Origin of the sequence: Novispirillum itersonii subsp. itersonii ATCC 12639, assembly GCF_000381985.1 — a bacterium.
Classification (GTDB): Bacteria; Pseudomonadota; Alphaproteobacteria; order Rhodospirillales; family Rhodospirillaceae; genus Novispirillum; species Novispirillum itersonii.
Window position 1 is genome coordinate 315075 of the sequence record NZ_KB907338.1, and the last position, 14824, is coordinate 329898.

9 protein-coding genes and 1 tRNA gene are annotated in these 14824 nt (G+C 64.3%); 6 read left to right on the forward strand and 4 right to left on the reverse strand.

Going from position 1 to position 14824, the window contains the following annotated elements; translation table 11 throughout:
- Positions 1 to 92 precede the first annotated feature (92 nt).
- Positions 93 to 3461, forward strand: a complete 3369-nt coding sequence (locus G365_RS22705) for a PAS domain S-box protein (RefSeq protein ID WP_155976118.1) — start codon at positions 93 to 95, stop codon at positions 3459 to 3461.
- Here the strand turns inward: G365_RS22705 and lipB are convergent.
- Positions 3414 to 4142, reverse strand: a complete 729-nt coding sequence (lipB, locus tag G365_RS0104755; protein ID WP_019644362.1) for a lipoyl(octanoyl) transferase LipB — start codon at positions 4140 to 4142, stop codon at positions 3414 to 3416. The genes G365_RS22705 and lipB overlap by 48 nt on opposite strands.
- Before the next feature lie 130 nt (positions 4143 to 4272).
- Here lipB and G365_RS0104760 point away from each other — a divergent pair.
- From G365_RS0104760 to G365_RS0104780, 5 genes are all read left to right on the forward strand, one after another.
- Positions 4273 to 4359 (forward strand) — tRNA-Leu (locus G365_RS0104760).
- Between the two features lie 139 nt (positions 4360 to 4498).
- Positions 4499 to 5917: a magnesium transporter gene (gene mgtE, locus G365_RS0104765; protein ID WP_019644363.1), complete on the forward strand. Its 1419-nt coding sequence runs from the start codon at positions 4499 to 4501 to the stop codon at positions 5915 to 5917.
- 77 nt (positions 5918 to 5994) lie between these two features.
- A complete protein-coding gene (locus tag G365_RS0104770; protein ID WP_019644364.1) occupies positions 5995 to 6426 on the forward strand; it encodes a VOC family protein in 432 nt (143 codons plus the stop codon).
- Positions 6427 to 6430: 4 nt separating this feature from the next.
- Positions 6431 to 7774, forward strand: a complete 1344-nt coding sequence (locus G365_RS0104775) for a DUF2157 domain-containing protein (protein WP_019644365.1) — start codon at positions 6431 to 6433, stop codon at positions 7772 to 7774.
- Positions 7771 to 8379 carry a GDYXXLXY domain-containing protein gene (locus tag G365_RS0104780; protein WP_019644366.1) on the forward strand — a complete coding sequence of 203 codons (609 nt, stop codon included), beginning with the start codon at positions 7771 to 7773 and terminating at the stop codon, positions 8377 to 8379. Before G365_RS0104775 ends, G365_RS0104780 begins: the two co-directional genes overlap by 4 nt.
- Before the next feature lie 200 nt (positions 8380 to 8579).
- On the opposite strand, the gene G365_RS20365 is transcribed toward G365_RS0104780, so the two are convergent.
- From G365_RS20365 to G365_RS0104795, 3 genes are all read right to left on the reverse strand, one after another.
- Complete coding sequence (locus G365_RS20365) at positions 8580 to 10595, reverse strand: methyl-accepting chemotaxis protein (RefSeq protein WP_019644367.1); 2016 nt, start codon at positions 10593 to 10595, stop codon at positions 8580 to 8582.
- 164 nt (positions 10596 to 10759) lie between these two features.
- On the reverse strand, positions 10760 to 12778 hold the full coding sequence (locus G365_RS22710; protein WP_019644368.1) for a methyl-accepting chemotaxis protein: 2019 nt from the start codon (positions 12776 to 12778) through the stop codon (positions 10760 to 10762).
- Between the two features lie 460 nt (positions 12779 to 13238).
- Positions 13239 to 14660, reverse strand: coding sequence for a helix-turn-helix domain-containing protein (locus G365_RS0104795; RefSeq protein WP_019644369.1), 1422 nt, complete (start codon positions 14658 to 14660; stop codon positions 13239 to 13241).
- Positions 14661 to 14824: the final 164 nt, after the last annotated feature.

Here is a 14824-nt window from a genome sequence, read left to right on the forward strand (position 1 = left end):
GCCGGACCTGAAAACGAACCTATGGGTTCGCGGTCTCCTCCGGTATAGTCCTATGAAGAGTTTAAAATACATGACAGGGATGGACGCTGCCATTGACACCGCGCCTGAAAGCGATGGCTGAACGTGTGCTGCACCGGGTTGGGCGCCCGGTATGGTGGGTTCTGCTGTTTTTCAGCGTCGCCGGGGTGCTGTCGGCGCTGCTGCTGATCCGGCAGTCGGCGGGGGATCTTGATCACCGTCTGCGTCTGTTCATCCATGACCGGCTGGTCGCTCAGGTCGAGCAGCAGCGGCAGACGCTGGCAACGCTGGCTATTGATCTGGCGATGGATCCGCGTAGCGGACTGCACCCCGACGCTGTGTCGGAGGCCGCCGGGGGTGATCAGGCGGTGCCTGTACCGTCAACGTCGCTGCTCGCCCGCGCCGGGGTCAGCCGGATTTTTGCAGTCAGTGACGCCGGGCTGGTGCGAGAAATCCGCGATCAGGCCATGGCCCCGCCCCCGGCGGAGGATGCCCGCCTTGTGCTGCAGGTGCAGGCGCTGGCCGATCACCTGCGCCGCGCCGATGCCACCGGGCTTAATCTGTCCCGGTCGGCACCTCTGATCCGTCAGGGGGCACCGTCCGCCGGCCTGCCGCCGGTAATGACGGCCTTTCTGGGGGATCCGCAGGCTCTGCTGCTGGCGGCGGTGGCCGGGGTGCCGCATCTGTCCGGGGCGACCGGGCCACGGCAGTCTGCGGTGGTGCTGGTGCAGGCCCTTGATGCCCGGTGGCTGGAACAGACCCGCGCCGCGCTGGGGGTACAGACGCTGGAGGCAGCCCCCCCGTCCGGGGTGGTCAATCCCTATGATGTGGTGCTGCTGACCTCTGCCGGGGTGCCGATGGCGGTGCTGTCGCCCGGTCCGGCGCTGGAGGTGGAAGGCCTGCCGGTGCTGCTGAATGCCGGGGTCGGGGCGTCGGTGCTGGCGCTGGCCGGTCTGACAGTCTGGTTCGGTCGTCTGGCGCAGCGGCGGCGGGCGGTGGCGGCGGTCGGGTCCGGCATCAGCCCATCGGTGCATGCGGCGGTAATGGAAGCCCTGCAGGACGGGGTGATCGTCATCAACCGCACCGGGCGCATCGCCGGGATCAACCCGGCGGCGGCGGCAATTTTTGGCTATCAGGTTGCGGACCTGATGGGGCAACACCTGAATGTACTGCTGAAGACGGATCAGCATGCGCCGCATGATGCCTTCCTGCGGCAATCCCGCCTGTATGAGCCGCGGGTTATTTCTGCCGCCCGCGCGCTGGAGGCCCGCCACCGTGACGGTGGCACGCTGGAAATCACCCTGAAGGTTCTGCCGTACAGCGGCACGGGGGTTGAGGACGGTTTTATCGGCCTGATCCGCGATGTGACGTCGTCGCGGCTGGAGCAGGACCTGCTGGAGCGGATCCGCCGCCGGTTCCGGGTGCTGACCGAGAATGCACCGATCGGCATTTACGTGCACCGCCACTTTCACCCGCTGTTTGCCAACCAGACCATGCTGGATATGTTCGGCTTTAAGTCGCGGTCGGAGTTTTCGGCGCTGACCTCGACCGCCCAGATTCTGGCACCGGAGATGCGCGACTGGGTGCGCGATATCCACGAGCGTCGTCTGCGGGGAGAAGAGGGGCCGCGCCAGTATCCGCTGCATTGTCTCCGGCAGGATAACGGCGAGGATTTCTGGTGTAAGAACGTCTCCTTCACCCTTGACTGGGATGGTGAGCCGGCAATCTGCACCATGCTGCTGGACATCACGGCAGAGATGGAGGCCCGGCGCGAGCGGGAGGCGATGCTGGGCCGCCTGCGTAGCATCATCAGCACCACCGGCGAAGCCTATTTTCAGATTGATGCTGACGAAACCATCATCGAGGTCAATGCAGCGGTTGAAAGTCTGCTCGGCTGGACCGAGAAAGACCTGCTCGGCACCCGCCTGAGCGCGATTATTGCCCCGGCGTCACAGGCCTTTGTCCGTCTGCAGCTCGACAGCCGGACCCGCACGGCCCACCGCACCTACCGGCTTGATTTTCTGCACCGGGACGGATCGGTCGTCACCGCCGATGTCGCGGCGTCCAGCCTGTTTGATGCCGAGGGCACCCTGCTGGGGTCTTTTGGCTTCTGCCGTGATATCTCCGCGACGCTCGCCTACGAAAAGGCCCTGCGCCATGCCAAGGAAGAGGCTGACCGCGCCAACCGCGCCAAATCTGACTTCCTGTCGAGCATGAGCCATGAACTGCGGACCCCGCTGAACGCGATTCTCGGTTTTGCCCAACTGCTGCGCAGCGGGCGCAATGCCACCCTGACCCCGCGCCAGAAAGAGTATGTTGATCACATCGCCCAGTCCGGTGATCTGCTGCTGACCCTGATCAACGAGGTGCTGGATCTGGCGAAGATCGAAAGCGGCGGTCTGGGGCTGTCGGTGGAGCGGGTCAGCATCGCCGATCTGGTCGATCACTGTCTGGGGGTGGCGCGGGTGCTGGCCAAGGGGCGCAACGTCAGCATCGCCTATCAGCCGGGGGCCAACCACCGGGCCATGCTGCTGGCCGATGTCACCCGGGCCCGGCAGGTGCTGCTTAACCTGTTGTCCAATGCCGTGAAGTACAACGTCGAGGGGGGCAGCGTCAGCCTGTTGCTGGACTGTACCGACACCGGGCGGATGCGCTTTACCGTGGTTGATACCGGCATCGGGATCCCTGAGGACAAGCAGGGCCACCTGTTTGAACCGTTTAACCGTCTGGGGCAGGAGCAGACCCCGATTGAGGGGACCGGGATAGGCCTGACCATCACCAAGGCTCTGGTGGAGCGGATGGGGGGCCAGATCGGCTTTTCAAGCCTGCGGGGGACAGGCAGTACGTTCTGGTTTGAGCTGCCGCTGTCCGGTGAGGTTGCCTGTTTTGATCCGACCCTGCCGCCCGGCCCTGCTGTCAGGCCAGCCCTGTCTGCGGTGGCGCTGCCGGAGGATTCCTCCGCTCCTGCCCATCCGGAGGGGGCGGGGGGAGCCGGAGGTATTCCGCCCTGCCGGATTTTGTATATCGAGGATAATTCCGGCAACCGGACCCTGATGGAAGAGGTGTTCCGGACCCAGCCGCAGGTACGGCTGGAGCTGGCCCCGACGGCAGAAATCGGGCTGGCCCATATCCGCGAGCTGCCACCCGACCTGATTCTGATGGATCTGAATTTGCCGGGAATTGACGGTTTTGCCGCCCAGCGGCAGCTGCGGGCTGACCCCGTGACCCGGGGGATTCCGGTCATTTGCCTCAGCGCCAACGCGCTGGCGTCTGCGGTGGAGCGGGCGCGGGACTCCGGCTTTGCCGCCTATCTGACCAAGCCGGTGGATATTCCCGCCCTGCTCGAAACGGTGGCCGAGGTGCTGACCGACCCGGCCATGCCGTTCCGCGCGCCGTTACACCCCCTGGCAGGCGCCGCCGCCGCCGAGACGCATCGGCCCTGACGCCGCCGGGCCGAACACATCGTCAAACGTGCGGCGCAGCGCGCTGTCGACCTCTTCCATGGTGACATGGATCCCCAGATCCCACAGGCTGGTGACGCCGTGTTCACGGATGCCGCAGGGCACGATACCGCCGAAGTGGGACAGGTCGGGCTCCACATTCAGTGCAAAGCCATGAAAGGTGACCCAGCGGCGCACCCGCACGCCAATGGCGCCGATTTTGTCTTCCCGGCCACCGCCCCGGGCAACCCAGATGCCGACGCGGTCTTCCCGCCGTTCGCCGCGTACGTTGAAGCAGTCCAGCGTGCGGATCAGCCAGTCTTCCAGCGCGTGGACATAACAACGGACATCAGGGCTGCGGCGCTTAAGGTCCAGCATCAGATAGCCGACCCGCTGCCCGGGACCGTGATAGGTGTACTGGCCGCCGCGCCCGGCGTCGTAGACCGGGAAGCTGTTGCCGCCCAGCAGGTCTTCGGCGCGGGCGCTGGTCCCGGCGGTGTACAGGGGCGGGTGTTCAACCAGCCACACCAGTTCCCGCGTTGCCGGGTCCCCTTTGGTCAGGGCACTGACCCGCTCTTCCATCACGGCCAGCGCATCAGGGTAGGCGACGCGGTCCTCCGCGATCTGCCATTCCGGTTCCGGCCACTGCGGGGCCGGGGGGGACGAAAAATTTTCGGGAGCCATAAAAACACCTCTTGATCGGTCTCTGGCAAAGTGCTATTTCACTGCTCCCGCAAACGCAAGGGCGGACTTAAGGTTCTGATCTGCAAGGCTCTGAACTTAAGGTCTCCTGAGTGAAACGGGAAGAGACTATGCGGTCGTGGCGGAATTGGTAGACGCGCAACGTTGAGGTCGTTGTGGCCGAAAGGCCGTGGAAGTTCGAGTCTTCTCGACCGCACCAAGTTTCCGGGCGTAACAGCCCACACAAAAACCCTGAAGCTGATGCTTCAGGGTTTTTGCGGTTCTGGGGGGTTCTCCAGATGTCGGAAAAATGACAGGCCCCCGGCACCGTCCGGCTGGCCCGCGTGAGGGAGGTGCCGATGACGCACACCACCAACCGCCCGATGCAGACCCGGCCCGGCCTGCACCCCGCCCCCAGTCATGATGAGGAAACCTTCGATCTGGCCCCGGAGTTCGTGCAGGACATCCGCGCCGCGCTGGATGACCCTGACCGTGCCACCGAGGTGCGGGAGCAGGTGCTGGGTCTGCACTATGCCGATGCCGCCGACCTGATCGAGCGGCTGGATGAAGGCCACCGGACGGCGCTGCTGGCGCTGCTGAAGGGCCAGTTTAACCCGGAAATCCTGCCGGAACTGGATGATGCCATCCGCGATCTGGTGCTGGATGCCTTCGGCTATGCTGATTTCGCCGCACTGGTGGCGGAACTGGATTCCGATGATGCGGTTTATCTGATTGATCATCTCGATGCCACCGAGCGGGCGGCAGTGCTTGACCGCCTGCCCGATGCGGACCGGGCGGTGATTGAGCAGGGCCTGTCCTATACGGAATATTCCGCCGGACGCCTGATGCAGCGGGAACTGGTGGCGGTACCGTCATACTGGACGGTGGCCGATGCCATTGACTGGCTGCACGGGGCGGCGGCCGGGCTGCCGGAAGAGTTCACCGAGCTGTTTGTGGTCGATCCGCGCCATCGCCCGCTGGGGCTGGTGCGGCTGTCGTCGCTGCTGCGGGCCCCCCGTCAGGGCCGTCTGGACAGCCTGATGGATACCGGGCCGGAACCGGTCAGCGTTGATATGGATCAGGAAGAGATCGCCCTGCTGTTCCGGCGGCGCGATCTGCTGTCGGCCCCGGTTACGGACCGGGCCGGGCGGCTGGTCGGGCGCATCACCATTGATGACGTGGTGGATGTGATTGATGAGGAGGCGGAAGATGACATGCTGCGGCTGGCCGGTCTGTCAGAGACCGGGACCTATGCCGATGCTTTTGCCACCGCCCGCACCCGCATCCTGTGGCTGACGGTCAATCTCGGGACGGCGATGCTGGTGTCGTCGGTGATTGGCCTGTTTGAGGCAACACTGGAAAAACTGGTGGCGCTGGCGGTGCTGATGCCGATGGTCTCCAGCCTTGGCGGCAATGCGGGCACCCAGACCCTGACGGCGGCGGTGCGCGGTCTGGCCACCCGTGATCTGTCTGCGGCCAATGCCTGGGGGCAGGTCGGCAAGGAGCTGATGGTCGGCCTGATGAACGGCGTGGTGCTGGCCCTGCTGGCCGGGGGCGCGGCATGGCTGTGGTATGCCGATCTGCCGCTGGCCGGGGTGGTCTCTGCCGCCATGCTGATGAACATGATTGTTGCGGCGCTGGTCGGCATGGGGGTGCCGCTGGCGCTGGAGAAGGTCGGCGTTGATCCGGCGGTCGCCTCCAGCGTTTTTGTGACGATGATGACCGACATGCTGGGGTTTCTGGCCGTGCTGGGGCTGGCAACGCTGTTTCTGCTGTGACGGCCCGGCGGGAAATGGAGTAACGTGCGGGCAGGGGGGCATCGTCCCCCGCCTGATATTTTCTTCCGAGGTGACCCATGAGCGCCCTGCACGGCAAATTTTACTGGAACGAACTGATGACCCGGTCGGCGGAAAAGGCGATGGCCTTTTACGGTGAGACGCTGGGCTGGTCGTTCAGCGAGTTTCCCGGCCCGTTCGGGGGGCGGTATTGGATCGCCATGGATGGCGATGATCTGCCTGCGGGCGGTCTCTTTGAGATGACAGGCCCCGACTACGATGGCGTGCCGGAACACTGGCTGGCCTATGTGGCGGTCGATGATGTGGATGGCCGGGTCGGGATGACCACCGGTAATGGCGGTAAAATCCTGCGTCCGCCTGCTGACGTGACCGGGGTGGGCCGGGTGGCGATCGTCGCCGATGTCAACGGTGCGGCGCTGGGGCTGATCACTCCGGCGGCAGGTGATGATCTGATGGCCGACGACGACGACGATTTCGACGACGAAGAGTAAGCCGATGCTGCGCCACAGCCATGTGCACGGCCTGCTCGACCGCTGGGTGGGGGAAGGCCTGATCGCGCCGGAGCATCTGCCCCGCCTGCGGTCTGATCTCGACAGTGCCGGGCGGCTGGCCCGTCCGGTCACGGTGCTGGCGGTGGTGGCGGTGCTGCTGCTGCTGGCGGCGGCGGTGTCGTTTCTGGCCGCGAACTGGGAAGAGATGCCGCGCCTGCTGCGTCTGGGGCTGATCTGTGCCGCCGTTGCCGGGAGCGGTGCGGTGGCGGTGGCCCGGTGGCGCACGGTTCCGGTGGCGCAGATCGGGCGCGATCTGTCGGCCCAGATGGCCTTGGTACTGTGTGCGGGCCTGTTCGGGGTCGGGCTGCTGCTGGTCAGTCAGATGTTCCACTTCGGCGGGAATCTGGCCGGCTGGCTGGCCGCATGGGGGCTGGTGGCGCTGGTGCTGTCGCTGGTGGCCGGACAGGCGCGGATGACGCTGACGCTGGCGGTGGTGCTGATTGCCGGGTGGGGGATCGCCCCGCTGACGGAGAACGGCTTTTATGATGCGGTGATGGGCTGGCATGCCGTGTTTGTGCTGCCGCTGGGGGCTGCGCTGGCGCTGGCGGTACGCCGGGGCTGGGGGCTGGAGCTGTGGCTGGGGCATCTCGGGCTGTGGCTGTGGCTGTGGCTGTATGTGGCAGTGGTGGCGGATGCCCCGGCGCTGCGGTCTTTGGGCGGGCATGATGCTTTCCTGCTGCTGCCGGTTCTGCATGGGCTGGCGTGGTCTGCGCTGCTGCTGGTCCCGGCGCCTTCTGCCGGGCAGAGCCGCGGCCTCCGCTGGGCGGCATCCCGGTTGGCGGATAGCCAGCAGCTGGTGGCCCTGTGGGTGCCGGTCGGGGTGATTCTGGTCTGGCTGAGTGATGGTCTGACGCTGAAGCCGCCGGTCAGTCTGGTGGTGACGCTGATTGTTCTGGCTGTGGCGGCGGCGGCCTTGGCCGGGGTGCAGATGCTGCGGCAGCGGCGGGTGTCCGGTGGCGGGATGCTGGCGGTGGCGGTGGCGGCCCTGCCGGTTCTGCTGTCCGGGGTGATGCAGCAGTCTGCCTCAGACGTTGGGGAAGGGGCGGTGTGGGGCATTCTTGGCCTTGGGCTGGCCCTGTCCGCGGGGTTCCTCGGGTTTGCGGTGGCGCAGGGGCGGCGTGGTCTGACCGGGCTGTCGGTGGCGGCCTTTCTCGCCCTGACAGCGGTGGGGATTGGCCTGACCGGGTTGGGGTCGCTGTTCTTCCTGATCGTTGGCGGCGGGCTGGCGGTGCTGGCGGTGGTGCTGGCCCGGCGGAACCGGACGAAGACAGCGGAGGGCGAGGAATGACCGGCGTGATGCAGACTCTGGCTGACCGGCTGGCGCGGTGGCGCTGGCAGACGCTGGCCGCCGTGGTGGCGGTGATGACGGCAGCGATTCCGGCACAGGCGCTGTGGCGGGAATGGCTGCTGCAGCACGGCACGGTGGTACGGCTGAAGGCGGTGCCGGTTGATCCGTGGGATCTGTTCCGGGGCGCGTATGTCACCCTGCACTATGCGGTGGCACAGGCCGATATGGCGGAATTGCCGGGGACGGCTGCGGTGCTGTCGGCAATTGCCCCGATGGATGAGGGACCGGTGTGGATTGTGGTGGCGGCGGATGCCCCTGACCGCCCGCTGGATCTGCTGCCGGTCCGCCCCGTGGCACTGGCTGCAGGGCAGGTTGCTCTGGCCGGTTGGGCCTGGCGCAATGACGACGTCCGGCTGCAGGTCAGTCTTCCGGCGCTGGAGCGGTATTATCTGGCCCGTGAACCGGCAAGAGCGATAGAGGGTGAGGTCCGGGCCAGCCGTCTTTGGGTTGAGGCGTCTGTGGCATCGGATGGAACCCTGGCCCTGCGCGGCCTGTGGCTGGAAGACGAAAAGATCGCCGACGAACGCCTGTTCGGCGGGGGCTGACCGGTTTGCCTTGATCCCCTGAGGCAAGCGGGTGGACGTCCGCGCCCCTCCGGCGTGTGAGGGGCTGAACGAACGAAGGTACGGCTTTGCCGTACCGACTGGGCCATTGAGGCCCCGTGCCCGCGTGGGCACGTAAGCCAAGGGCGCGGATGCGCCCGCCCGGCGTGTGAGGGGCTGAACAAACAAGGACCAAACAACACCTAAGCCGCCTTAACGTCGTTCAGGAAGGTCATCACCAGCCGTTGCAGGGCTTCGGCCTCGGCATGCAGGTTGCGTGAGGCCCCGAGGACGTCGGAAGAGGCTTTCCCGGTTTCCCGTGCCGCCTGACTGACGGAATGGATCGTCTCCGAGACCGTGCCGGTGCTGGCGGCGGCCCGCTGAACATTCAGCGAAATTTCCTGCGTGGCGGCGCTTTGCTCTTCCACCGCGCTGGCGATGGCAGACGCGATGGAGCTGGCATCCCGGGCCGCTTCGACAATATCGTCGATGGCATGGGCGGCGCGGCTGACTTCTTCCTGAATGGTGCCGATCTGACTGCGGATCTGGTCGGTGGCCTTGCTGGTCTGGCTGGCAAGGTTCTTGACCTCGTTGGCGACCACGGCAAACCCTTTACCGGCATCCCCGGCGCGCGCGGCCTCAATCGTGGCATTCAGGGCGAGCAGATTGGTCTGGTCGGCGATGGCGGTGATCAGATCGACCACCTGCCCGATTTCCCGGGCGGCTGTTTCCAGTCCCTCAATCACCGCATTGGCTTCTGCGGCCCGGGCTGAGGCGGCGGCGGAACGGTCAGAGGAGTCCTGCACCTGACGGCTGATCTCGCGGATTGAGGCTCCCAGTTCTTCCGTTGCGCTGGCGACGGTCTGCACGTTTTCAGAGACTTCCCCGGCAGAGTCGGCGACGGAATGGGCCTGACTGCTGGTTTCCTCGGCAATGCTCGACATGCCTTGAGCAGTGACGTCCAGGGTTCCCGCTGCGGTGGAGATGGATGTCAGCAGATCAGCGACTGCCGAGTCAAAGGTGTGGGCCAGAGCTGAGAGGCGGTTGGCCCGGTCAAGGCGGGCCTGATTTTCGGCTTCCTGCTCGGCTTTCAGGCGGTCGGCGGTGATCATCTGGTCCCGGAACACAGCCACTGCCCCGGCCATATCGCCGATTTCATCGCGATAGTCGGTGGCAGGAATCGTTACGCTCAGGTCATGGGTCGCCAGACGCTGCATGGCAGCGGTCATCGCTTTCAGCGGGCGGGTGATGCCGATCGCCATGACCACGGCAAAGCCGGTGCCGATCAGCAAAGACAACGCCGCCAGCAGAAAAACCTGCATGGCAGAGCGGCCCAGCATGGCAACCGTCTGATCTTCAACATCCTGCATGCGGGCACGACCGTCGGACAGGGCCTCATCACCCAGGGCGTAGAACGTCGCTGCGCTTTTCACCATCGCGTCGGTGGCGATCCCCTGTTCTTTCAGGCTGACGCGGGAGAATTCGGTGAAGGCGGGCTGGTAGCGACTGACGAAATCCTGCAGGGCGGTGAGACTTGCTTTCGAGTCGGGGTCGGAAACCTTTGCTGCGGCGGCTTCGACTTCCTCTCCAAATCCCTTTATTTCCTCGATGGCGTGGTCACTGGCAGTTCGGCTCGGGTCCGCCCAGAACTCCAGTGTCGCAATCCGGGCGTGTTCGTAGTGCTCGCGCAGTTCCAGCGCAGATAATGCGGCCTGCGGCTCGCCGGATGACAGGGCCTCTGCGGCGAGGCGTGACAGCAGGTCATTCGCCTGTGTCAGCATCGGGCGCAGGGTTCCGGCATAAAGGGTGTTGTGCTGCTGGCGCAGGCTGCGCAACTCAGCGAAATATCCGGTATAGACGGCCATCGTCGCCTGCATCTGCCGGTACCGCTCTTTCCGGGGTTCGGCGCGGGTGGTCTCAATCAGTCCGGTCAGGGTGGCGTCAAGCCGCTGTTGCAGGGTTGTGACCGCATCGGCGTCGGCCGTATTGCCTGAATAGAGAAAGGACAGGGCATTCCGGCGGATCAGGCCGGTATCGGCGACAGTCTGGGTGACCGTCAGGGTGTTGCGGGCGACCCGCTGATATTCTGACAGCTGGAAGCGTATATCCGCCCCGGTCCAGGCGAACAGCCCGGTCAACAGGGCGATGAACAGCAACAGGGTTGAGAAGGCAGCCGTGACCCGGGTTGTCACCCGGAAGCGGGACATCCAGTGCAGCATGGTGGCATCCGTTCCTGTCAGGCGGGGGGGAGCCTTCTGACTGTTGATGAAAATGCTAATGCTCGCAATGGAGGTGCTGAAAGATTGACTGCCCCGCAACACATCTGCGGGGCAGTCATAAAAAGACAGAGAAAGGGTGGCAGGGCAGCAGGCTGAAAAGACGGTTACACCGCCCGCACGTCCCGCAGGAAGTCCATCACCAGTGCCCGCAGGCGTTCCGCCTCCAGATTCAGGTTGCGTGAGGCCCCGAGCACGTCTTCCGATGCCACGCCGGTTTCTTGCGCGGCCTGACTGACCGTTTCGATGGTGTCGGAGACAACACCGGTCCCTGAGGCCGCCTGCTGGACGTTCAGCGAGATTTCCTGCGTCGCCGCACTCTGCTGCTCCACCGCCCCGGCGATGGAAGAGGCGATGGCACTGGCTTCGCGGGCGACCTCGACGATTTCGTCAATGGCGTGGGCGGCGCGGGTGACTTCTTCCTGAATCAGACCGATCTGAGTCCGGATCTGGTCGGTGGCCTTGCTGGTCTGGTTGGCCAGACTCTTCACTTCGTTGGCAACCACGGCAAAGCCTTTACCGGCATCTCCGGCGCGGGCGGCTTCGATGGTGGCATTCAGGGCCAGCAGGTTGGTCTGGTCGGCAATGGCGGTGATCAGATCGACCACCTGACCAATCGAGGAGGCGGCACTTTCCAGCCCTTCAATAACGGCGCTGGCATCGGTTGCCCGCTCTGCGGCGGCGGCGGATTTGTCAGAGGAGTCCTGTACCTGACGGCTGATTTCACGGATAGAGGCGCCAAGCTGCTCCGCCGCGCTGGCGACGGTCTGCACGTTTGCCGAAACTTCCGTGGCGGTGCCGGTGGCGGAACTGGCCTGCTGGCTGGTGCGGTCGGCGATGGAGGACATGCCCTGTGCCGTCGTGTCCAGCGTGGCGGTGGCGGCGGTGATGCTTTCCAGCAGTCCGCCGACCGCAGAATCAAAGCCCTGTGTCAGGTCTGCCATACGGTTGGCACGCGCCAGCCGGGCCTCGTTTTCCTGCCGTTGCTGTTCCTGCAGGCGGGCGGTCTCGTTCATATTGTCTTTGAAGACCACCAGCGCGGCAGCCATCTGCCCGATTTCATCGCGCAGGGTGGTGGCGGGGATCGGCGTGGCCAGATCGTTGGCGGCCAGTCTTTGCATGGCGCTGGTCATCGCTTTCAGCGGCCGGGCAATCCCGGTGGCGATCACCACGGCAAACACCGTGCCCGCACCAAGGGCGGTTGCGGCCAGCACCAGCACCAGCACGAGGGTGGAGGCCAGAACCCGGGTGGTTTCCGTTTCCACCTGTTCCATCCGGGACATGCCATCCTGCAGCATTTCCTGCGCCAGGGTGTTGAACTGGTCGGCAGCCACAATCATCGGGCCGGTCACCAGCTCCTGCCCCTTGATGGCGATCACCGAGATTTCGGCAAACTGGGTCTTATAGCGCTGGGCCAGCTCGTTCACGTCGTTGGCGAGCTTCAGCATGTTGGGGTTGCCTGCCAGGTCTTTGGTCAGGCGGGTGGTCCTTTCGTTGAAGTCACCGATCTGGCGCAGGGCAACCTCGCTCAGGCCGCGCCCCGGATTGTTCATGAACCGCAGGGAGGCCACCCGGGACTGCTCGAAGGCTTCCCGGGCGCGGGCGGCGGTCACGGCGTTGGTCATGTCCGACGCCTGAATGCTGCCATCGACCAGATAGCCCAGCAGTTTGGTGGTGCGGGGCCCAAGGGCGCCGATACCATCCTCAAACATCTTCTCCCGCTTCTGCTTCAGGTCGCGGGCCTCGATGAAGGTGTTGGTGTAGGAGTTCAGCAGATCCAGCATCTGCTGGTACCGGGTCGTGCGGCCCTCATCGGTGCTGGCGGCGATCAGGCTGTTCAGCCGTTCCTCAATCCGCACCCGGCCCTGCAGAACCTTTTCGGCATCGGCATTGATGTTGGCGAACACGAAGGACAGCACATCGCGGCGCATCTGCCCGACGTCAGAGGCCACCTCGGCCACGGCCAGCGTATCGCGGGCGGTCGCCTGATAAATGGCCATCTGGCGGCTGGTCTTGTTGCCGACCACGTAAAACAGGGCGGCCAGCGCGGCGATAAACAGCAGCAAAGCTGCGAAAGCGGCCACGATGCGGGTCGTGACCTTAAAGCGTGACATCCACTGGACCATTCGGCGGCCTCTCCTGTGCGGGCCGACGGAGGAGATCAGGTGCCAACCCCCTGCCGACCCTTAAAACGTTTTGAATCTCTGAGGACGTTTCTTTTGTTTGGTGTGCCGGTTTTGGCATTTATTGCTGTGCGGGCTGTCATCGTTGGGATGTACGACTCGCACATTGCTTATCAGCAATATCGGTATAGCCGACCCGCAGGGTCTGTCAAAGGGAGTAAGTGATAGAGTTTTTATATTGGCTTCTCTTACTTCATTGCTTCGTCATCTTACAGATAACACGCATAAACGCATCGGATTTTACTGAATTGCTGCATAGCACTGATAGCGTAAGCCTGTAGGAAGACGGGGTTTTACGGAAGATGCGAAAAAGTCTATATGCATCTGCGGGACTGGGTTTCTGTCAGAATTGGGTGCGACTGTCTGACAATTACGGCTGACAACCATCCGGTCAGGATGGCCGTCAGGCAAACAGGTAGGGGACAAAGCTGCGGTTGTTGGAGTCAACGCTGACCCGGCTGCCGATCGGCGGAAAGGCCCGCTGCTGACAGTCGGTGCGTTCACAGATGCGGCAGTTGACCCCGATCGGCACCGCAGTGGCCTGCGCATTAACATCAACCGCATCGGCATAAACGACGTCGGCGGCGTAGGACACCTCGCACCCCAGACCGACGGCAAACTGGCGGCTGGGTTTCAGAAACGCGCCGCCGCCCTTGGTGACGGTGCGGGCCACGCAGATATAGGGGGTGTCATCGGGCATCTTCGCCATCTGCACCAGAATCTTCCCCGGTTGGGCGAAGGCCTCGTGGACATTCCATTTCGGGCAGGTGCCGCCGAAGCGGGCGAAATGCAGGCGGGTGGCGGAATGGCGTTTGGTGATGTTCCCGGCCATGTCAACACGCACGAAATAGAACGGCACCCCCTTGTGACCGGGGCGTTGCAGGGTGGACAGGCGGTGGCAGGCCTGCTCGAAGCTGGTGCCGAAGCGGCTTTGCAGCACTTCGATATCGTGGCGCACTTCCCGCGCCGCCCGCAGGAAGCGGGAGTAGGGCATCACCAGCGCCCCGGCGAAGTAGTTGGCCAGACCGACCCGGCAGATCGAGCGCGCATCATCCGATGACAGGTTGGCGGCATTGACCAGATCCTCAATCACGCCGCCAAAGCCGATCAGGGCGATCTGATGGGCCAGATGGAAGGTGCGGCTGGGCCCGTCGAGCAGGGCGGACATGTGCAGGGTGCCGGTGGCGGGATCAAACCGCCGCATCGCCAGATCATCTTCTGACACCAGCCGCACCCGGACGTCGTGCTTCATCTTCAGGTACAGCGACAGGTCCTGCGTCATGTCGCCGATGGTGAAGCCTTCGCGTTCCACCAGTGCCTCCGCCGCCTCGTCGAGGGGGGAGAAGTAGTTATTGCAGTAGTAAAAATAGTCCCGCACCTCTTCATACGGAAAGTGGGGGTTGCCGGTGGTTTCGTCCTGCCCGTGGTTGTGCAGGTCATCGGCCATGGCCTGCAGGCGCTCGTTCAGCTGTTGGTAGGCCTGATACAGCGACAGCACCCGCCGCGCCACTTCCGGCGACATGCTGGCCAGCGTGCGCAGCTCCGTCGTGCTGGGCGGGTCGCCGTTAAACAGCGGGTCGGACAGGGTTTCCCGCAGGTCAGAGACAAGGCGGGCCTCTTCATCCTCGGCCAGTGTGGCGACATCGACTTCCAGCTCCTGCGCGATGCGCAGCAGGACTGCCACCGTCAGCGGGCGCTGGTTGTTTTCAAGCTGGTTGAGATAGCTCGGCGACAGGTCAAGCAGGCGGGCCATGGCGGCCTGACTCATGTTCCGCTGTTCCCGCAGGCGGCGCAGTTTATAGCCCAGGAACAGCTTCTTTTTCATCGCACGGCTCCGGCGGGAAGACAGGGGGCAGGGGCCCCGGAATTTACACACTTTGCAAAAATGGCAAAAGCAATTGCGAACAGTTTTGCAATGTTACCCTTTTTCGGTCAAGGGCGCTCTGTTCCTTGGCTGCGTTTGCGAATACAACGGTTACGCAACTGCCT